Origin of the sequence: Vibrio sp. L5-1 (genome assembly GCF_021728315.1) — a bacterium.
Classification (GTDB): Bacteria; Pseudomonadota; Gammaproteobacteria; order Enterobacterales; family Vibrionaceae; genus Vibrio; species Vibrio splendidus_K.
The window spans coordinates 200,148-220,716 of sequence record NZ_JAKKCQ010000005.1 but is presented as its reverse complement, the minus strand read 5'-3'; the positions used below and the strand labels follow the sequence as shown (position 1 = coordinate 220,716).

General features: G+C 42.3%; 20 protein-coding genes and 3 pseudogenes. 9 read left to right on the top strand and 14 right to left on the bottom strand.

Annotated elements, in window-relative coordinates:
- Window positions 1-5: 5 nt before the first annotated feature.
- The 4 genes and pseudogenes from L3V35_RS18680 to L3V35_RS18665 form a co-directional block, all read right to left on the bottom strand.
- Entirely contained in the window at window positions 6-779 is a 774-nt protein-coding gene (locus tag L3V35_RS18680; protein ID WP_102332058.1) for a ParA family protein, read from the bottom strand.
- 982 nt (window positions 780-1,761) lie between these two features.
- Entirely contained in the window at window positions 1,762-2,025 is a 264-nt protein-coding gene (locus L3V35_RS18675; RefSeq protein WP_237300442.1) for a hypothetical protein, read from the bottom strand.
- 48 nt (window positions 2,026-2,073) lie between these two features.
- Window positions 2,074-2,367: pseudogene (locus L3V35_RS18670) on the bottom strand (type II toxin-antitoxin system RelE/ParE family toxin).
- Window positions 2,355-2,612 carry a type II toxin-antitoxin system Phd/YefM family antitoxin gene (locus tag L3V35_RS18665; protein ID WP_102332054.1) on the bottom strand — a complete coding sequence of 86 codons (258 nt, stop codon included), beginning with the start codon at window positions 2,610-2,612 and terminating at the stop codon, window positions 2,355-2,357. The pseudogene L3V35_RS18670 and the gene L3V35_RS18665 overlap by 13 nt, the downstream one beginning before the upstream one ends.
- Before the next feature lie 140 nt (window positions 2,613-2,752).
- Here L3V35_RS18665 and L3V35_RS18660 point away from each other — a divergent pair, with 140 nt between their 5' ends.
- Window positions 2,753-3,325: a DUF2913 family protein gene (locus L3V35_RS18660; protein ID WP_102332053.1), complete on the top strand. Its 573-nt coding sequence runs from the start codon at window positions 2,753-2,755 to the stop codon at window positions 3,323-3,325.
- 11 nt (window positions 3,326-3,336) lie between these two features.
- On the opposite strand, the gene L3V35_RS18655 is transcribed toward L3V35_RS18660, so the two are convergent.
- The 5 genes from L3V35_RS18655 to L3V35_RS18635 all read right to left on the bottom strand — a co-directional run bounded on the left by L3V35_RS18655 (window position 3,337) and on the right by L3V35_RS18635 (window position 6,439).
- Entirely contained in the window at window positions 3,337-3,573 is a 237-nt protein-coding gene (locus L3V35_RS18655; RefSeq protein ID WP_102332052.1) for a hypothetical protein, read from the bottom strand.
- Between the two features lie 174 nt (window positions 3,574-3,747).
- Window positions 3,748-4,914: a replication initiation protein gene (locus tag L3V35_RS18650; protein ID WP_102332051.1), complete on the bottom strand. Its 1,167-nt coding sequence runs from the start codon at window positions 4,912-4,914 to the stop codon at window positions 3,748-3,750.
- Window positions 4,911-5,228: a hypothetical protein gene (locus tag L3V35_RS18645; protein WP_102332050.1), complete on the bottom strand. Its 318-nt coding sequence runs from the start codon at window positions 5,226-5,228 to the stop codon at window positions 4,911-4,913. The genes L3V35_RS18650 and L3V35_RS18645 overlap by 4 nt, the downstream gene beginning before the upstream one ends.
- Before the next feature lie 335 nt (window positions 5,229-5,563).
- Window positions 5,564-6,112: a phage regulatory CII family protein gene (locus L3V35_RS18640; RefSeq protein ID WP_102332049.1), complete on the bottom strand. Its 549-nt coding sequence runs from the start codon at window positions 6,110-6,112 to the stop codon at window positions 5,564-5,566.
- 114 nt (window positions 6,113-6,226) lie between these two features.
- Window positions 6,227-6,439 (bottom strand): hypothetical protein, encoded by a 213-nt coding sequence (locus tag L3V35_RS18635; RefSeq protein WP_029203682.1) that lies wholly within the window; start codon window positions 6,437-6,439, stop codon window positions 6,227-6,229.
- A 91-nt stretch (window positions 6,440-6,530) separates the two neighbouring features.
- Here L3V35_RS18635 and L3V35_RS18630 point away from each other — a divergent pair, with 91 nt between their 5' ends.
- A complete protein-coding gene (locus L3V35_RS18630; RefSeq protein ID WP_102332048.1) occupies window positions 6,531-7,157 on the top strand; it encodes a phage repressor protein CI in 627 nt (208 codons plus the stop codon).
- Between the two features lie 358 nt (window positions 7,158-7,515).
- Here the strand turns inward: L3V35_RS18630 and L3V35_RS18625 are convergent, their stop codons facing one another.
- The 3 genes from L3V35_RS18625 to L3V35_RS18615 form a co-directional block, all read right to left on the bottom strand.
- Entirely contained in the window at window positions 7,516-7,902 is a 387-nt protein-coding gene (locus tag L3V35_RS18625) for a hypothetical protein (RefSeq protein WP_237300441.1), read from the bottom strand.
- A gap of 134 nt (window positions 7,903-8,036) precedes the next feature.
- Entirely contained in the window at window positions 8,037-8,651 is a 615-nt protein-coding gene (locus L3V35_RS18620; protein WP_237300440.1) for a LysE family translocator, read from the bottom strand.
- Between the two features lie 523 nt (window positions 8,652-9,174).
- Window positions 9,175-9,555: a hypothetical protein gene (locus L3V35_RS18615; protein ID WP_102332045.1), complete on the bottom strand. Its 381-nt coding sequence runs from the start codon at window positions 9,553-9,555 to the stop codon at window positions 9,175-9,177.
- Window positions 9,556-9,688: 133 nt separating this feature from the next.
- Here L3V35_RS18615 and L3V35_RS18610 point away from each other — a divergent pair, with 133 nt between their 5' ends.
- Window positions 9,689-10,726: a tyrosine-type recombinase/integrase gene (locus L3V35_RS18610; protein ID WP_102332073.1), complete on the top strand. Its 1,038-nt coding sequence runs from the start codon at window positions 9,689-9,691 to the stop codon at window positions 10,724-10,726.
- A gap of 111 nt (window positions 10,727-10,837) precedes the next feature.
- Here L3V35_RS18610 and L3V35_RS18605 read toward each other — a convergent pair.
- Both L3V35_RS18605 and L3V35_RS18600 read right to left on the bottom strand, forming a co-directional pair.
- Window positions 10,838-10,978 (bottom strand): annotated as a pseudogene (locus tag L3V35_RS18605) (L-threonine 3-dehydrogenase); the annotation flags it as partial.
- Window positions 10,979-11,106: 128 nt separating this feature from the next.
- A pseudogene (locus L3V35_RS18600) lies at window positions 11,107-11,241 on the bottom strand (L-threonine 3-dehydrogenase); the annotation flags it as partial.
- Between the two features lie 406 nt (window positions 11,242-11,647).
- Between L3V35_RS18600 and L3V35_RS18595 the strand changes: the two are divergent.
- The 6 genes from L3V35_RS18595 to L3V35_RS18570 are packed head-to-tail and all read left to right on the top strand — an operon-like array spanning window position 11,648 to window position 20,561.
- Complete coding sequence (locus L3V35_RS18595; protein ID WP_237300439.1) at window positions 11,648-12,724, top strand: GntG family PLP-dependent aldolase; 1,077 nt, start codon at window positions 11,648-11,650, stop codon at window positions 12,722-12,724.
- Window positions 12,721-13,923, top strand: coding sequence for an MFS transporter (locus L3V35_RS18590; RefSeq protein ID WP_237300438.1), 1,203 nt, complete (start codon window positions 12,721-12,723; stop codon window positions 13,921-13,923). The genes L3V35_RS18595 and L3V35_RS18590 overlap by 4 nt, the downstream gene beginning before the upstream one ends.
- 12 nt (window positions 13,924-13,935) lie before the next feature.
- The gene (locus tag L3V35_RS18585) at window positions 13,936-15,201 is read left to right on the top strand and encodes an ATP-grasp domain-containing protein (RefSeq protein ID WP_237300437.1); all 1,266 of its coding nucleotides are present in this window, start codon (window positions 13,936-13,938) and stop codon (window positions 15,199-15,201) included.
- Between the two features lie 50 nt (window positions 15,202-15,251).
- Window positions 15,252-16,385: an acyl-CoA dehydrogenase family protein gene (locus tag L3V35_RS18580; protein ID WP_237300436.1), complete on the top strand. Its 1,134-nt coding sequence runs from the start codon at window positions 15,252-15,254 to the stop codon at window positions 16,383-16,385.
- Complete coding sequence (locus L3V35_RS18575; RefSeq protein ID WP_237300435.1) at window positions 16,382-17,347, top strand: hypothetical protein; 966 nt, start codon at window positions 16,382-16,384, stop codon at window positions 17,345-17,347. Before L3V35_RS18580 ends, L3V35_RS18575 begins: the two co-directional genes overlap by 4 nt.
- A 1-nt stretch (window position 17,348) precedes the next feature.
- The gene (locus tag L3V35_RS18570; protein WP_237300434.1) at window positions 17,349-20,561 is read left to right on the top strand and encodes an amino acid adenylation domain-containing protein; all 3,213 of its coding nucleotides are present in this window, start codon (window positions 17,349-17,351) and stop codon (window positions 20,559-20,561) included.
- Window positions 20,562-20,569: the final 8 nt, after the last annotated feature.

The window sequence follows — 20,569 nt, the reverse complement described above, 5'->3', positions numbered from 1 at the left end:
ATGTATTACATTAAATTTAAAAGAAACGCAGCGAGTTTTCGGTAATCGTTATTAACAAGAGAGCCCGATTTATAAAAGCGCACAGGAGAAGAAACGGCATTAGCTTGTCCGACATGCTCAGAACGACGGACAGATACTGGTAGCAATTTATCTTGTACTACCTCCAATTCCTCATCAATGAACTCATTAATAATAGCGTTTCTTGAATCGACCTCGTTCCTCAGAATCAGATAGTTGCCCTCGTCATCCTTAATTTCAGAGACAGCTTCGAGTAAAGGACTAATGCCGTCCAGTGAAAATGCACCAGAATCAACAGGGATCAAAATAAGGTCTGAGGCCTGGATTGCGTTAAGAGTCGTTAGGGATAAGTTTGGTGGAGTATCAAGAAGAATGAAATCATAGGTATCACCTAACTTCGCCAATTGCTTCTCTAAAATTCGTTCACGATTAATCTTTGTCAGTGATGTTTCGATGACACGTGACAACTGAACATCAGCGGGAGCAACATAGAGGTTTTCAATGGAGTTCCCATTAAGCTTTGCAGGTTGAATTAGATCGACAATGGACACAACTTTAGGTTTATCAAACAAAGCAGCAACCGTATCTTCAAACTTAAAATCACGTTGTCCCGTTAACGTTTTGGAGCAGTTCCCTTGAGGATCAAGGTCAATGACTAACACTTTTCGTTTTCGTGCAAGCTCAGCTCCTAAATTGACAAGAGTCGTGGTTTTTCCAACACCACCTTTTTGGTTCGCTGCGCTGATGATCTTTGTTTTCATAGTAGACACCTAATGTATTACATGTGTAATACACAATAATAAACATACATCGCCCTGTCAATGTATTACATATGTAATACACTTTTCATTAAAAGTTATCCAGCCGTTACTAATCAATAATATCAAGGCTATAAAAACCCTAAAGAAGATGGCACCAGCCGCGAGAGCTCTATCCACGTTGAATTAAGTTATTAGGCTTCTCACCAACCAATACCTGTTGTTTAACCTAACCTCAAGACTAGAATCAAAGTCGAGTTCTGAAATTGAAAATATTGTAACTACGACTGGTACACTGTTTAAGCATAAATCTGATTCCTCAAGTGCCGTATTTGGAGCGAGCATATCGACAAACAAGTCGACGTCCGTAGATCATAAGAACGAACTTAAAGAATCAACGTACGAGTGAAAGCATTTACACGCCACCAGTAATAAGGATAACCCAGGGAATAAACAGCCTTCTCGCGCATGGTTATTTACCGCTGGAGCATCATTGGGATGATTTTAAAATCAATGTCGACCGCGCGCGAACTTAATCCCAAAGAATTGCTCAGTTTTACCTACTGGCGTGAGAAGCATCGCCAACAGGTTGAGCGCCACAGCAAAATTGAGTCACGCCCCAACAAATCGCGCCTTGGGCAGAATTTGACAAAACCCTGGAAGTGAAATCCCATTGTTCATTGCGACTATTACAGAGTGCCAAGAAAAAGGAGTGAACCTTCTACCCCATAGATTTAACAACCAAACTCAGGAGCACCTGGCTGGCTCGCCATTGAGCACCATCGATTTCTCATTTCGGTTATTAATAAGACGGTATTGCAAAGAATGGGAAGACGGCGGATATAGTAAATAAACGCATTGAGTATTTAGACCACCCACACCCGATTCTCTGGTACTAAGGTTGACTACGCTGTAGTCTACAAGTTTCGGAAAAAATTTTTTGAAAGGCAATCCCCGAAAGAAAACATCCCAATGAGCAGCCCATTTAGTCTTCTACTCTTAACACGACCTCGCCCTGATCTAACAACTCGACAATCGCTTGTTGGTAAGCTTCTTCGACGATGGTTTGTTCCCATACACGTTCGTAATCGGGTAAGACTTGCTGTCTAGAGATGGTCGACACCCCGAAGCTTAATGTGCCCTCGATACGATGTCGTCGAATGGTGACTAGCTTGGCCTCCGTCCACGAAGGTCCTGGTTGGGTGATGCGTCTAGATTGGAGTGCTTTTTTCTTTTTCGCCACGATCATGCCTTAATAGATGTAGGCCATCAGCTTATCAGAAGTGGCACAAACGCTTTACTGTTTGCTCAGCAAAAATCGACGTAAACCTCGCTCCGCGCGCCTTACAAACAAGATGTACACCTTGTCACCCTCTGCTTGTAAAAAACGCGACAAGGGTTGATACGACTTTACTATAATTAAGGTGCTCAGGAGGCTGGCGCCCAGACTCCGGAAAGTCATTGAGGCCTTCAACTTCGTCGAAAATATTTTAAACCAATTGCCTGGCCGCAACCCGATTTTCAAGGGCAATGTATTCCGCGATATCTTAAGGTCAGATAACGCGGGCTCACTCCAAATCACTTCAGCCATTTAGACATTTTGTCCTTAGCTTCATCATGTCTCAGTGACGTGCCTTCTGAGATGACGCGCTCACCGCGAGCGATCCCTTCAAGGATAGCCCAACGGTTTTGCATAAACTGATAGTCGTCCACATCAACCAAATACGCGGAAGGTTTGCCATATTCGGTGATTAACACAGGCTCTTTGGTATCGTGTAGTTCCGCGAGGGTTTTGGTGGCTTGACGCTTAAGGGAAGTAACGAGCTCGACTTTCATAAGTTACTCAAAAAGCAGACCAATAAAGTGATATATTGTATCGTTTTCACTGTAGCAAGTTGCGTCACTTTGGTTTCGACCTTAGAGCCTTGCTATTCTTATGATAAGATACCCTCACCAATAAATAGTCAATGTGAACAATGTCAGAACATTCATATCATCAACTTCTTAAGTCGACCTTCGAAAACACTCTTCTCCACCTTTACTTCAAAGTAAACGTTGCCAGTCACTTTGTTAAAGAAGAGCAACGAAACAAAATCATCATTGAATTCTTGAAGCCAAAAATCAAACAAGCTCGATATAGCATTATCAAGAAAAAGCTTAAAACGGTTTGTTTGATGAAGAATAAGTTTGGTTCAATCGAAAAACACTTAGAGAGCGTTTTATCTCAATATTCAGCGATAGAAAGTCAAAACGACGTTGATAAGCTTTACGCCTTGTTAGAACACTTCGAGAAGAGCGGATTAGAAACAAAACTTATTGAAGAGACCCCTAAACAGGAAATGGACGTTGTTTATATCGACAGAGCACATATCGATAACTGCTTCGATAATGAAAACCGTCAGATTGCACCAATTTCGCTGTTTATACATACGAATGAATTAGACAGGTTCACTCAGTGCTTAGTCACCCAGCCTTATTTCACATTTGAGTTGTGCCAAACAAGTGAAGAGTTGAAGAACTATCACTATCAAGTTCACCCAATTAGCTAACACAACCAAATCTAAAAAGCAGGGCACTTCCAACCCATATCAAGATGTGTTTGACGCGACTTACCAAGTGGTACTACCGGCCTTTTCCTTTTATCATCACAATCAAGGGAAATCTTTTGATCTTCGAGCAGTAAGCTGATCAGGTATAAGCCTAACGCTGAATGATCTTGGCCATTTGTCTTCACCGCCACGGCTTCAACAATGAATTCAATTCCTGTTGAAAGTGTCTCTGTATCTTTAAAAGACATAAATCCCCCCTCTTTATGTACTGTATAGATATACAGCAAGCTGGGGTGTGTAAATCCATATTTGCACGAATTGAGACATTAATCGCATAAAATGGGGTTATGTCGACTCAAACTCATTATTAAATTTACCAAGAGATCTTATTTTGACTCGATAGTTACTCATTATTCTTCAACTCAAGGAAAAGCTGACTCAAGCACCGCCTTCTTCTTCCCTACTTCATACTCCGCCCAGTATAACGTTATAGGGGCAGATATCTGATGAACAGCATAATCACCACGATGCTCTGGCCCATTTTGCCTATTTTCGGATAAAGCAGACTTGACCCATTCAAACAAATAGATGTAACGACTGACGGTCTGGCGACACAGGTCCGCATTACGCGCCACCAAACCAATGGTGAGCTCCTGATTTTTGCGTAACAAAACCTGACATGTGCGGATAATTCGGCGAGTGGTCTTCGTCCTACGAAGGTTATGGGTTCTTCTGGCCGCTCTACGCTGCTTTTCCTGCAGACTTAATCCACTATCCAACCTCATCACACCTCGTTGGCAGTCTGACCGAGCACAATATTTATCCCAGGTCCAACGGGAAACACTTTTCACCACCGCCAACACCTCACAGCACTTCAGAGGCGGCTTATCCGGGGTGCCGGTATTTTTATAATGAGCGAAACTCTCGACACGGCGTTTAAAGCTCGTATAACTGCCCTTTTCTCTTTCTTCGTCGACAATGTCATACGCGTATCGGCGAGTGTGTTCAAACAAAGTACAGTTTCGAGAATAAGAGACATCAGTATCTTGACGAAGCCATGGCCGCGTTGTCTCCAGCTCAAGAGAATCCGCTAACTCATTGAGTTCATAGACACTCCGATGGAGTTCGGTCGTCTGCCACCAAGGATGAAAGGGCGTTTTGGCAACAGGGCCTGAATAACTCAAGTCCGCCTCAAGTCGTAATGCTAAGGCGCGATAAATGGCTTTGAGGTACTGAATGGGTTTGGATCGTGCTTGATCGCTGGTGCAAACCGGCACAATAGCGTAAAAAAGGTGGGCTTTATTACTGGTGCGGTTTCGAACGATTAGATTAGGGGGTGGCAAGCCTTCATCTTGCCAAATATAGAGGTTGGGGACAGCTCGATGGTCATGATCGATGTCAAACACCATCCACGCCTGCATATCTTTACGATTAACCTGCATATACGGCCATCTGACCGCATAGTTTCGAGGTCTGATGAGCATCGCGGTTTTATTGTCACTGCACCTCGAAAAATAAGGCGCTTCCTCAAGTAGCCGACTCAAACACGAAATGGATGAAGACGCAGCGTATTCAGAGTGAGCCGTCATCTCATCACCCTCGGTGCACCTTGCCCATACTCACCTTTAGAAAAAACAAAGCAAGAGAGATTGTCTTGAGCGTTGAGCGCCGTTACTGAATCAGTCCTCTTGACTCTCTCTGACAAGATTTGAGAGCCAGTCAAAGCCATTCCTTTCGAGCTTTCGTAGCCGCCACGGGTGTCAATTTTTATCGAACGCCTTTTCGAAGGACAACAGACTGCATCACGCCACTCTTCTTTACCTTTTAAGACTAAATTGAAGACTGCTTCAATACTGGTTTGAATAACTTTACCCTGTACGACCGCAAACACATGATGATTCATAAAGTTGACCTCGGCTAAATAACGCTCACCTTCTGAGAAACCAATAACGCAACTCTGGAAAATTAAAATGCGTCAAAGCCAACGTTGTCTGATTCTTTGTATTCGCTTCTCAAGGCCGAATAAACGAATTCGCAGTCGTACTTGTTCAAACACATGGTTCGAACGCCTTAATTGGGTCATTAACCTCGCCTGCTCAACCCATAATGAAGAAAGTTGACGATCGCATAACTCGCGTCGAATACGCCTGATATACCTAAGGCCTCTACGCTTATCTTCCTCCGTCAATCCATGACCAGACGTTTCAGGACATGACTTATCGCACGGAGTAATAGACATCATTGCTCCGAATTGATGTTTGAAACAAATAAACCATTAGCGTCTGCCGCCTCCTCTATGGCTTTAAGCAGACAACCACCTTGATTCAGTTTTTCCAGGCTCCTGATGAGTTTTACCTGAATGCTGATGCTGGTGTGCGCGGTATGAATAATCTTATGTTTTTGAGTGCGAGTTAGGCGATGATTTCCTGCATACTCCAACGCCATTCGAGACAATTCACCCGAATAGATCGAGTTCTCTAATGCGCTTTGAACAAAGGTGTCTTCCGTGCTATCAGATGTTATATGAGCGGTGACCACCCCCAACCCAAGAAGCAAGCTGTTTACGATGGTATGATTGCCACTCACTTTGGCGAGAGTGATGGCTTCAACACAACTCAGGACATGAGGCTGCTCAGGGTTAAGTTTATTCCGCAGCATGGTCGGACTCATCCCTATAACCTCTGCCAGCCTAGCCATATTCTCTGACCTAGCAAACACGCAACACGCCTCATTAAAGGCCCCTTGTTTTGTGCGAGAGAACTCGCCTATTGAGTCAGTTCCGTTCATAACCAATACTCACTTGAAGACAAACGAGACGACAACGAAACTCCAACCAAGAATGTTTAGCCCCAACGGACAAAAATCTTTGGACGAAATTATGAAAGATAAACACATGGCTACTTACCCCATTCTCTCCAACGTTTCACGCGTTGCCATTTCTAGCAACATGACCATATTGATGAGAGGGGTTTCTTTACCTTTTGCTTTAGTTTTAATAGGTAAGCGACCATCAGCGACCCAATCCATAATGGTGCGCTTCGGCATTCCAGAGAACTGAGAGTATTGATCGTACGTCATGAAAGGCGTATTTAGGACTACTTGATATGAGAGCATAATGATATCCTGTTTAGTCATTGAATGTTTAATTTCGGAATGACGAGTTGCACCCCACCATTCCGAACTCAATTGCGATTATTGATCACATATGAATAACAAGCAACTTAAAATAGACCAAATATCGTATTTGGGAGGTAGGGATATTATCAAGAAGTTGATAGATATCACGAATTCAGACCGCCAACAGGATGTAGCAGACGTATTTGGCATCCCAAAATCAACAATCGCGACTTGGCGACAGAGAAACCTTACTCCCTTTGAAATTGCAGTGAGGACTCATTTGAGCACTGGAGTCTCACTTGAATGGTTACTTCTAGATAAAGGCGAACCGTACCCTAAAACACCAACCCAAAAGCATATTAATAAGAAGAACGAATCGAAAACTCTTTTCGATATCGACTGTTTCTCTATTGACGACGGTAAATTGGTTGGGAAAGGGATACTTGCATTCGATAAAACTCTTCTAGACGAGTTAGATGTGAGTAATGTAATAGCAATCAAAGATGGAACTACTACGTTCCTTATAAATAAAGAATCTCACCAAGCAGTAAGCGGTACATACCTAGTTAATATGGACGGCCTACTCTCGCTAAACGACATCCAGCGCTTACCAGGCAAAAAACTAGCAATCAGCTTTAACGGTTCGATTCTAACCGTCGAAGAAGATGAAGTAAGGGTTGTAGGTAGAGTCGCGTTAGTAATGGAAAAGCGTTAACTGTTGCACTCACCTGTTTGAGAGCACTGCAGCTAATTTGATTAATAGCGTCACCGATACTTAACGAGCCTCTTATCAGCCTCCCCTCTTGGGGAGTGGCACTTGCAAAGAAAAAGGCTACCTTATGGCAGTCTTCTTCTTTGGCCCAGTATTGGTCGTTGTGCAATCTCTAAGTAGTTCTGAAACATTTTTGGACAGAAGCGCGTTAGAGTTTGAGATCTAACACGCTCGATATAGATTAGAATAAGTATCTTGAAACCTTAAACGCTTGTATGTTTTATTTGTTGCGATTTTTCAACTGCTCTATCAAAGAGTCTACTTCTGCTTCCACGTCGAAAGAAACTTACTCATAATTCCCCTATATTCCACTAGTGACTTCATATGTAATTGTTCTGAGAAATAACGTTGCTGCTTGAAGAGAGTCACCAAACTGGAGAGGACGTTTTTCTACCGGAGCAAAAACCTGTCCATCATGGTTTTGGCAGAAACCTGGGTATATCGAAGCATTCTTAATCCTAGTTTTAATTAAAGAAAATGCACTTTCACCTTTAGTTAAAACCTCATACATATTGAAGTTCATCGCATAGACTTCGTCATTTCTACTTATGACTTTTAGTTGTCCACCTCGCTGCTGTGAATGCGAGCCAATTGACATATTTGAACAATGTGGAAAAAGACACTCGAATTTTTTGTTTTTCTTCAGTTTTTCAATTTTCCCGATTTCTTTTTTCAGTTTATGATCCACTGAAGCCTCCTAAAAAAATAACGCCTAGCTAAGTGGCTAACAAACCCACCACCTAACTGAATTGACCACCTTATACTCCAAACTAAACCGAACCAAAAATGCCAAGCGTTTGTTAGTCCGTCTTAAGCGCCTTGTTACGTCTTTACCGCCAGCATTGCACCACAAGTAGCTAAGAAGCCACCTGAAAGCTTGTTTAATCGCTTTCTAGCAATATGCCCCTTAAACATGAAGCTAGCTTTTGAAGCAGCACATGCATAAGTTGCTAGAATGCCACCCACGGATATCGTAGACAGAAGTAGTATGCTGACGACGTCGAGCGCAGTTAGAGCAGTTAAATCAACAAAAGCAGGGAAGAACCCCATATAAAACAAAATGGCTTTTGGGTTAGAAAGAGTCATGAGCATCCCCGTGATTAAGCTAGATGACTTTATACTTACCTTTGTTTTCTTAGCAGTTAAGTCTGAAACTTCAGAAGTCCAAGTAACGTAAGCCAACCATAAAAGGTAAGTAACCCCTACGTATTTGATTAGGACGGCGAACTCACCCATCAAGCTCGCAACCAAAGATAGACCGGATATTGCTAAAAATATAAAAATGTAATCAGCAACCAATACTCCAACTACCACCAATAGCCCTTGTACTGAACCATATACTATAGACCTAGATACCACGGCAAGAACACTTGGTCCGGGAATTGCCGCGGATAACGCCATTGCAATAAATAAAGCTATTCCTGATGATATTGTCACTGTCTCTCCTTAGACCTAACATTCTTAATAACAGGCAGTCTCGTTTTTCTGCCTGCCCGGCTTTCCATTAATTTATCATAAGCCACTAAAAATTAAAGAGAACACATTGAGAGGTGCACTCTATCCTCACATAAAAACGCGCCGGCATGTTATCACTTTTAACAATACGTGTTATCCAAGATATGAAAATCATAAACCTACTAATAAATAGTAACTTATTACGTCTTCTATCAACAAAGCGAGACTAAACACTAAGTAAAACATGCCTCTTTCCATACTCAAACGACATTCAAACTTAATAACCTGTATAGATACATAGAAAAAAAAGATGCTAAGAAAATCAGTCATAAACTTGATATTAGGTTTTGTAGGGAAAACTCACACGTCTAGATTCTGTAGAATATTCAATTTAACTCACTTTGGGGCAAAAATGAGCTAGCCAACTTGCTAATTTAGAAGATCAAGCCGACAGTACGGACTGTAAGTTTCTGGTCTAACTGATTTATAAATTATCACCTCTACATTAAAACAACCCAAACACATTGTTTTTCCCATCTTGTTCAAGACCTTTAATCTGATGGTGTTTTGGCTCTCCACCAAACAATAAAATATACAACTTCCGGTCTTGATACGTCCCCACTACATAGTGGTCTTTTTGTATCACGTACTCGATAGTTTCGGCTTCCTCATCGGTGCACAGATATTTAATATCAACTAGCTTCACCCATTTCAAACCGATCACGTTCTCTGCTTCTATAAACCCACCAAATGGCGCAGTAAAACGGTTACCTAGCTTCAAAACTGCATCAATCATCCCTTGGTTCTTCTTACTTACCCCAATTGGACCATCACTGTTAATTTTGAAGTGACTGTATCCAGCAGTCACATGAATTGATTGATACATAGCAATAACCTATTAGCTTTCTTAGCACTTTGAGATAGGAGCCTAACCTGTGCTTTTTGTCCGATATAAAACATTGTTCTACGTTCTAGCCCCAATTATACTGTTTTTATATACAGTAATTTTAGGCTTTATTATGTCTATCCGCAATTTAAAAGATGGTTCTACTAAATCTTGGCTCTGCGAATGTTACCCGAATGGGCGAACGGGGAAGCGTGTTCGTAAAAAGTTTACGACTAAGGGCGAAGCAAAGGCTTTTGAGCTTCACACTATGAAGGAGATTGACGATAAGCCATGGATGGGAAGTAAACCCGATCACCGTAGAATGAGCGAACTGTTAGACACTTGGTGGACCATACACGGTCATACGTTGAAATCGGGTAAACAAGCTCGGGATCTAATAGCCAAGACAATTGAAGAATTAGGAAATCCAATTGCCTCCCACTTTAAAGAACGAGACTACTTAGACTATCGTGCAGCGCGAATACCCTACCGTGGCAAAAATAAATCTATTAAGATTTCACCAACAACACATAACACGGAATTGATTTATCTAAAGGGAATGTTCAAGAAACTAATTAAGTACAATCAATGGAAATACCCCAATCCACTTGAAGCTATCGAAACAATCAAAACAAGTGAGAAGAACCTAGCATATCTAACCAAGCCACAAATTGAAGAGTTCTTAGTTAACCTGAAAAATTGCAATCGAGTCATTACAGTCTCGATTCCACAGCTCATTGTAATCTCTAAGATTTGCTTAGCCACCGGTGCCCGTATAAGTGAAGCTCTAACTCTTACCCGTTCACAGGTAGCTGAATTTAAACTGACTTACACCGAGACAAAAGGTAAGAGAAATCGAAGTGTGCCCATCTCACCTGCTTTATATCAAGAGATCTTAGATATCGCGGTGAGCAACCATGAAATTTTCAACACTACTTACAAGGATGCCTGGCGCTACATTAAAAGGGCTCTACCTGGCCACGTTCCGAGTGGACAAGCGACGCATGTTTTACGGCATACTTTTGCTTCGCATTTTATGATGAACAAAGGGGATATTTTGGTGTTACAGCGTATTCTTGGACACACTAAAATTGAGCAAACAATGGCGTATTCCCATTTTGCACCAGAACATTTGATACAAGCGGTACACCTCAACCCATTAGAAAATTAATGGCGACAAAATGGCGACACACACTGTAATCGACCGTTATTTAGCGGTTTTATTAGTCAAAAAGGCGACAGTTTTCACTGTCGCCTTTTACTATTTAGAGCCTGAGTTTATCTATTCCCAATCAAGAATAACCTTGCCAGAAAGCCCACTACGCATAGCATCGAAGCCTGCTTGGAAATCATCAATTTTAAAGTGATGAGTAATGATTGGTGACAGGTCTAACCCTGACTGAATCAAACTTGCCACTATATACAAAAACAAAAATAACCATTAAATATCAATAGATTAAATTTATTACCAATTAAAAATGGCTACAGAATGGCGACAAAAAAGGCAACAGTTTTGCCTGTTGCCTTCTGATATTCAAAACCGGTAGTAACCTACTCCCAGTCTAAAATCACCTTACCAGACATACCAGATCGCATCATGTCGAAGCCTTTCTGGAAGTCGTCCACTTTGTAATGGTGAGTAATAATTGGTGTTAGATCCAGGCCAGATTGAATCAAAGAAGCCAGAAGGGAGGTGCGTCCATCACATCAAAACCTATTGCATGCACAATTTTTTATTAAATAGATAAGTCAAACAACTAGTTATGTGTTTTATTCATTAATAACCTTCAATTCTTGATATTTGTCACACTTATACCTATTACTATCAGTTTTGTGAATATTTCTAATAAAAACCTTGATTAAAATCACCATTTATAATAATAAATTATTAAATAAATTACATTATTAATTGATAAATATACGTTTCTTTAAAAGTACATAAAATATTAAGCTTGATGTTAAAAAAATAAAATATACTATCTGCGCATCTTTCGAATATAGCAGTGAACAATACTTAATCGAATGTGACTTCTAAAAATAGTTTGATTTTCAACTATTTCACCCAAAATTAATTTCAATCAAAGAGCACAGTATGAAATATATAGATCTTCGAAGTGATACCATTACAGAACCTACGGATAATATAAGAGAGGCCATGAGAAATGCTATAGTTGGAGATGACTGCTTTGGGGACGATCGAGCTGTAAATCAGCTGCAAGAATATTGTAAGAAATTTTTCAGAACTGAAGATGCTTTACTGACGTGTGGCGGAACGATGAGTAACCAAATAGCTTTACTTTCTCTAACTAATGCAGGAGATGAAGTTATTTTAGATGCTAGCTATCATATCAATTTTTTTGAATCTGGGTCATCTTCAAGATTAGCCGGCGTGTGTTTCAACCTAATTAACACGGAGGATGGAATATATAACGTTGATAATCTTGATAAGGCTATTAATACAAAATCAAGATGGAATAATAACTACCCTCATCCTAAAGTTATTTGCTTGGAGAATACCGTTGGCTCAAAAGGTGGCTCGGTTTTTTCATTAGAAAAAATAAAAGAGATTAGCCGTTACGCTAAACAACGTGACATATTTTTGTACCTTGATGGCGCAAGAATACTCAATGCGTCTGCCTACAGCAACGTTCATCCGAGCGAATACCTACAGTATGTTGATGGTATGTCGATGTGTTTTTCCAAAGGTCTCTGTGCACCATTAGGGTCCATCATGGTCGGGAAAAAGTCGTTCATTGACAGCGCCAGGAAGTACCGGAAATGGATTGGTGGTGACATGCACCAGTTTGGTGTTGTTGCAGCTCCTGCACACTACGCTTTGAAGCATCACTGGGAATTGGTGGGTGATGATAATGATAAGATGAACGCTATCTACCTGAGCCTCCGAGGGTTAAATGGTGTGGACTTGATTTACCATGGGACCAACATGATGTACATCTCAGCGCAGTCTCTTGGTACTACGGCACAAGACTTCGTTGCTCTTGCTGAGGAGAAAGGGCTAAAAATGATTGCATGGGACGACGATAAAGTGAGGTTGGTAACCCATTTTCATGTGAAAGAAGAAGACGCCTTAGTGGTCAGCCAGACCTTGCTTGACATCATTGCCCACTATCAGGAAAAGCTGACATTAACATGTGAGCCTTCACTATGAAATTTTTAGGCTTGGTGAAAGACTTTATTGGGATACCTAAAATTGTAAAAAGTCTCATGCTTTCCTCATTAGCATTGACTGTTGCAAGAGCAATGAGTATTCCCTTTTTTGCAATATACCTAAGTTTAGAAGCGGGTCTTAAACCCAGTGATGTTGGATTATTTATAGGCAGTGCGATATTTATTTCAACCGCGATAGGCGCAATAGGAAGCACGCTTTCTGACATTTTGGGCAAGCGTGTCATGTTGTTGGTTTCATTATTATCCTGTTCAATTTCATTATCTGGACTGTATTTTTTTGATTCGTTGTTACTACTTTATGTATCTAACCTATTTTTTAATATAGGCTATTCAATATTTTCACCAGTCTCAAAATCAATCATCTCAGAAAAAGTGGATGAAAAAAACAAAGTTCGCGCATTCTCAATTAATTACATTCTTGTTAATGTAGGTTGGGCTGTCGGGCCTTTATTGGGAGTTTGGCTAACAGGAGAAAAACATAAATCTATCTTTTTAGCTGCATCTTTTATTTTCTTTTTAGTTTTTCTTTACTATTTAATTTTTGTTAATAGTGAACAGCCGAAAGAGGAAAAAATAGAATCTCCTAGCATGATTAATATAATTAATGTTCTAGTTCAGGATAAATGCTTATTATTATTCATTATCGGGGGAATCGTTTTGAGCACTGTCTATAGCCAGTTTACGGTCTATTTATCTCAATACTTTATTCTGACGGAGGATCATGTTAATAGTACGAAGTTTCTTTCTTATATGGTTACGACCAACGCGCTTTGTATTATTTTCGTCCAACCATTACTCATTGGCTATACAGAAAAGATTTCGCCGACTGTGAATATTTTTCTCGGAGGCTTTTTATTGGCATTAGGTCAAATTGGCTTTTTCCTCTCTGGGGATATTACACACCTCACCCTCGCTATGGTGGTATTTACGGTTGGGGAAATTCTCATTATCCCTAATCAGTCCGTTGTCATCGATAGAATTGCACCGGACGAGATGAAAGGCGCGTATTTTGGTGCGCAAAATTTACAAACACTCGGTTATTTCCTGTGCCCATGGGTCAGCTTACTGATCCTTGAAAGCCATGGCAGCAATACGATGTTTCTAACGCTGTCAGCGCTCAGCGTTGTCGGTGCACTCTTCTTTGTCGGCAAAAACGAGAAGAATTTAAATTCAGCTTAAAGGTTAAATAAAATGTATAAAAAGAAAGATTGTTTCATTATCGTTGATGGCTACGGGACCGGAGCGCATTACGCTAAGTACTTAAGCAGTTTTGGGATTGAGTCGCTGCATGTGGAATCGTTCTCGGCGTCAGAAGGGGTATTGAGCTCCTATTGTGGAGGTGACTACATAGGTAATGTTACTTGGGGTGGTGATATTGAGAAGGTTCTTGAGAAGCTCAAAGGTCGAAATATCTTGTGCGTGCTACCGGGTAAGGACCATGCAGTGGAACTGTCGGACATCATTTCCCATCAGCTAAACTTGTCATACTCAAACATCTTTGGTCTGTCAAAAGCGAGACGCAATAAGTTTGAAATGCAAGAAGCTCTGCGAAAGGCTGGTGTTCGCTCGATCGTTCAGTTCAAATCCGACAATGTGGATGGCATCTTTTCTTGGATAGACAACGACGAGAACAACTATCCTTATATTATTAAACCGCTAGAAAGTGCTTCATCAGATGGAGTGCGAATTTGCCACAATCAAGAAGAGATTAAGTGCGCATTTGACAACATCTACCTCAACAAGGATGTCTACGGAAATACCAACAAGGAAGTCCTAGCTCAGTATTATCTCGACTCTGATGAAATTGAATACTGCGTTAACACTGTTAGTCTCAATGGGCAGCACTTTGTCAGTGAGATCATCCGAGTGTATCGAGTGCGTATCGACAACAGTCCAGTACATGACTACAACGAATTGTTGTGTCCTATCGAGGACAGCGAGACGTTTAACTTATTGGCAAATTACATCTACGAGTGCTTAGACGCATTGGGTATTCGAAACGGTGCAGGCCACAGTGAAGTGATGATCACGAGCGAAGGTCCAACGTTACTAGAAACTGGTGCTCGCATGCCGGGACGTATTGATTTATCCGCCTACACTAAAGCGATGGGTCATAACCAATTATCCGTATTGTTTGAGTCGATCTTAGATCCGGAAACGTTCAAGGAACGAGTTAAGAAAGGTCGTCGCAAACTCAAAACCAACTCCAGTTGCGTTTTCTTTATTTCTGATAGAGAAGGCACTGTTGTCCAACCCTTCCCTACTGATGAGCTCGTCGAGAATTACACCCACTTCCATAGTTTTTACTGGGGCGCAGGTAACACGATCGAAAAAACAATCGATTTTACCAATACCCCAGGACAAATGTTTTTACTTGGTGAGGACAAGAACAACATCAAAGCGGAGAGGCTCAAGTTTAGAGAACAAGAAGACTCTTACTATCTTTCTATGATTTAAGCGGATGAATAGATCCGAAAACATTACTCCACTCACTCTAGGAAAGGTTATTGTCCAAAGCCATGAATTATGTTGACTTTAAATCCAAAATTAAACGCATAGTCAATGATTATGTAGAAACCAATGAGTTACGGGATCCTAGGTTGGAACCCGATCTTAGAGAATTGTATCAAAGACTTGGTCAAGAGCAATTGCTAGCTCCCTCGTGGAGCCAGCAATTCGGTGGGCTGGACTTAGGCCAGCCAGCCAATTTATTTGTTCTTGAGGAACTGGTAAGCCGAGGCTTATCTGAAACATTATATTTACTTAGCGTGCACTTTGTCGGTGGCCTACTCAATATAGCGGGTAGCGAATCTCAGAAGAAGAGGTTTTTGCCAGAGATCGCAGCAGGGCGGACGTTTTTTTCCATTTTATATACAGAACCAACGTCTGGGTCTGATCTTGCATCGCTGCAAAGTCATGCGGTTGTATCCGATGACGGCACGTTCGTCATCAATGGGGAAAAAATTTACTCGCTCAAATCACAGCAAGCCGATCACGCTTTGTGCGCCATCCGAACAGACTCCAACAGTGGCGGTCATAATGGCCTTACGTTGTTCATAATCCCACTTAATGATGACTGCGTCAGTATTGAGCCTTTGGACTCGATCAGTGACGAAAATTTCTGTCGGGTAAGGTTCGACAATCTAATAGTCTCTGCCGAGGATATTGTTGGAGAAATAGATAAGGGGTGGGCCCTTATCACGGAAGCCATTTCCCTTGAACGAACCGGTTTTGATTACTACATCAAAGCCGAGCGATTTTTTCATCTCTTACTTGCATCAAGCGCCTACTTTCATGATGGCCCTTGGGATGAAGATTATGTCAAAACGTTAGAGTTTGAGCTTCGTTGTGCGAGAAAGCACGTCGATGCGGTCTTGAGTGATTTTTTTGAGCACGGAAAAGTTAGCGAGTATCAAGGGTCAATTGCGAAGCTAATCTCAAGTGAATTGGCGGTAAAGATCATAAATTATGTCCACGATAACCTTGACCAAACAGCCGTGCTCGTTAACGAACCACAGTTTTATAACAACATTAGTGCTGCTTATCGCGAGTCGCAAGGATTGTTACTGTCTGCAGGCAGCTCTGAGATGATGCTTGAAACCATTGCGAGGAAATCCATTTATGAAGAAGGTGTAACATGAATATTGTATTTGAGACAACGTTAGAAGATTCCTTCAATACACTCTATGCCGACGATTTTTTTCAGACGGATGCGCATTCATTTATGGGCACCTCACTCAGTGAGGACAGCCTCATTTTCCATAAGCCAAGGTCTCTTGGTGGGTTTGATTTGGGTGAAAAGCATCGACGAATTTTAGTGAATCAGTTCGCGCGTAAAGCGCCATATTTACAGGAGCTTGATAAGTTCAGACTCATTGACGTGTTGTCACTATGTCCATCGCGAGAGCGCGATTTAGATTTAGATGCTGTCACACCGATTATCTTGGATCATCGCTCTGCTTCTCATGTAGCAATTACGAAGGATAATAACGGGTTTCGATTAGAAGGTCTCATTGGCCGAGCGCAAATGGGGAGCCCATCACTTTGTATCGTGTTTTTCCACGAGCAAAACGTCTATCTCTATCGGATCCTTGCGGATGAGTTGTTCATAGAGGCTAAAGGGGCCAACCCAACAGGGTTAGTCGGCGATTTGCTGCGCGCCAAAGACCTACACCTTGATGATAGTCAACGTATTGCTCAAGTCAAGTTGAGTGAAGCGGATTATCACCAACTGATGCGCCAAGCCCGAATGGATTTGATGTCGTTTTCTTTAGGCTATTGCCATACTTTACTGAGTCTATGTAAACGCAGGTTAATCAAAAAAAAACAGTTTGGAAAACACCTGCATGAACATCAATATTTACGACTTAACTATGCCTCACTGTTGGCTCAGTACACCGTTTTTGAACAGGGTTATCATGGGTCCAACTATCCAAATCAAGGGCTTGATGCGATTAAATCCTTACTGCTCGCGATTTTTAGAACCACGGTACACATCCACGGTTGCCATGGCCTGACTGCGGAGTCGGCAGTCTATGAATTCTTCGCAAAAACCACGGATCTTTCAGAGAGAATTAACAAGGTAGTCTCGGATGGAAACTAGAATGAATGAGATTTATGACAGGGTCACCAAGCTGCCATTTACTCAACGCCAAAAAATCATCAATCTTATTGATGCGAAAACACCCTCCTCCCAAGTTGAAGTAAAAAACTGGCTGGTTCCGCCTGACTTTTATGAAGACAAGCCGTTTGCGTGGCTGGAGACAAAGTCAGAGTTTATCTTTGATCGTAGTGAGAGTGTGGTCTCTCAGATCGTGTTGTCATACATGTTAGTGTTAGCTCGCTATTCTGCTGCGGACAGTTTTGGTTTGCGTGCTCAGCTGTTGGACACACAGGTAACGCTTGCGGTTAACTTGCCAGAAAACCTCAGTCAAGAGCAAGCTTTTACCGATAAGGCCATCCCTTTAGCTGGACGACTTCCCTTGTACGTCGAACCGTCCTGCCTCCGAGAAGTGGACGACCATGAAGCGGCCTCTAATTTTGGTTTCTCGTATAACTCACACGAACACATCGACAACTGTGACGTGGTGTTGCAGATCGCTGAATGCAAAGAGCGGATTAAGGTCAACATTGGATATAATCCCAATGTTTACCACGAGAAACTGGTTACTGGCATTATGGGGAAAGTGAACGCTTGTGCCCGCGCGTTTACTCGTAGAGAAAATGTGGATGACGCGGCGGTGTTTCTGCCAACTGGGGAAGAGTTGGACACATTGCATTCCTTCTCTTTTGGAGAAAGTTTACCTATAAATATGCCGTCTATTCTTCCTCAAATTCTGGCGATTATCGCGGCTGGTCATGAGCGGACTTGCATCATGAATCACAAGGAGACACTGTCGCACGATGTATTTCACGAGAAAGTAAAGCAGTTCTACCTAAAGCTTGAAAGGCTAGGGATCCGCCGAGGAGACAGGGTCTGTCTCTATTTACAACGCAGTCCTGAGGCCGTCGCCGCCATCATTGCGATACTCTCTTTAGGGGCTACGTATATCCCCGTCGACATCAAGAGCCCTGAGAGTCAGTTGGTGTACATCCTTGGGGATAGCCAAGCCAAACTTCTGATCACTGACCTCATCGAGTGGACGGTCAGACCGTCGACTCCGTCATTGCTGGTTCAAGAAGTCGAAACTGTTTCAGGGTGCAACTTTAACATCCCCGACTTGCTTTATCGCCCGAGTGAGCTGGCTTACATCATCTACACTTCTGGTACGACGGGTAATCCCAAAGGCGTGAAAATATCGCACGGCGCGTTGGCCAACTTTGTTGCGGGGATCTCAAAAGACTATCGAATTACTGAGCACGATACCGTGCTTCAGTTTGCCTCTCTTGCGTTTGATGTATCTGTCTTCGACATGTTTTGTAGTTTGTTTAATGGATCTAAACTGGCGATCCTTCCCGATGAATACAAGGCCGATCCGCAAAAGATAGCGACGTTTATGTTACAGAAAGGGGTAACCGTCGCGGAAATTCCGCCAGTGCTGTTAGATTATCTCAAACAGCACCTTTCGCAATTGCGCTCGCTCCGCTTGTTGTCATTGGGGGGGGAGAAGTTCAGCAATGCCGTCACCTTAGCATTTACTCGAGCAGGTATTGAAGTCATCAATGGTTACGGGCCGACGGAAACGACTGTGGCCGTCACCACCTATCGATGCCAAGACAATGAGGAAATCAATCCTTCGATCGGAAGGCCATTGCCCAATGTGAGAGCGTTTATTTTAGATGAGCAACATATGCTTGTTCCGCTAGGAATGCCAGGACTGTTGTTTATTGCTGGACCAAGTGTTGCTCAAGGGTACTTAAATCTGGATAAAGTGACGAAACAAAGCTTTGTTAATGTTGATCTTCCATGGGGAGAAAGCGTGAATGCTTACAATACGGGTGATGTCTGCCGATTTCGAAATGATGGTAACATTGATATTTATGGGCGAAATGACCGACAAGTCAATATCAATGGGCATCGAGTCGAGTTACTACAAATTGAAAATACGGCTTCTTCCATTCATCTGGTCGAGCAATGCTCTGTTATCCATGATAAAGGTACACTTTACCTCTTCTATACGACGCAACCAGAGCTGCACATTGTCCCGGAATCGCTTCTTTCGTTAATCAAAGATAAGCTACCTTACTACATGTGGCCGTCGAAAGTCATTCATGAACGCGAGATCCCATTGACGCTGAGTGGCAAAGTCGATGAAGCTAAGTTGAAAGAGTACATTGAGCTAATAACAAAGGACTGCGATTCCGAGGAACATAGCACCACGATGAACGCGGTAGCGGCTATCGTTCGTCAAGCCATTCCTACCTTTGAAGGGGGTGTAGAGGAAGATTTCTTGAACAGTGGTGGCGATTCTTTGGCCATTATCCAAATCGTGTCTGAGATCAAGAAGGTGACGGGGATTGAGCTGACGTCTCCCCAAGTCTACTCCAATACCACACTATCTTCTTTAGTCACGTTGCTTGAAACAAACGGCCAACTTACGACAGAGTCTGCTAAATATGAGCTGGCGCGATTTCTCGATGAGTTGTGGCTGCTCAAATGCCGCCCCGTAAAAACACCACGGCAAAGATTAGTGTTTTTCCATTGCGCGGGAGGATCTCCCTATGATGTTAAGCCGTGGGTACGACGTCTTGGATCGCACGTTGAAGTGTTTTCGGTCCACTTACCAGCGCATGGAAACCGGAAATCGGAGCCGCCAATGTCCTCAATTGCCGAGATGGCCGAATCGTTATCCCAAGAACTCGTCAACTTTGGAGACATACCGACTACGTTCGTCGGGCATAGCATGGGCGGGCTCTTAGCCTATGAAACCGCTCGACAGCTTCAACTTAAAGGTGTGGCTGTAGATAACTTGATAGTAGTCGCTTCAAGAAGCCCCAATGTGGTTCCTGAGACCAAGATTAGCGATGAAAAAGACGATGATAAGTTTCTTAATAAGTTGTTTAGTTTTGGCCAGCCTACGCAAAAGGTGGCTAGGGCTGAATTATCGGAACTTACCCAATGTCTTAGAGCCGATGCTGTGGCTTCAGAGCATTACGTAATGGTACCCAATGGCACACTGACATCAAACTTGCATCTGTTATTTGGTAAAAATGACACATTTACAACCGCTCAGCATCTAGACGAATGGGCTAAGTACACGCAAGGAGCCGTACATCAATACTTGTTTGAAAGTGGTCACTTCATCATCAATGAGTGCACCGAGCACTTTGTACAAATCGTTTGCCACGTACTTAATAACAACGCACAGTCATACTAGGAGTTAGA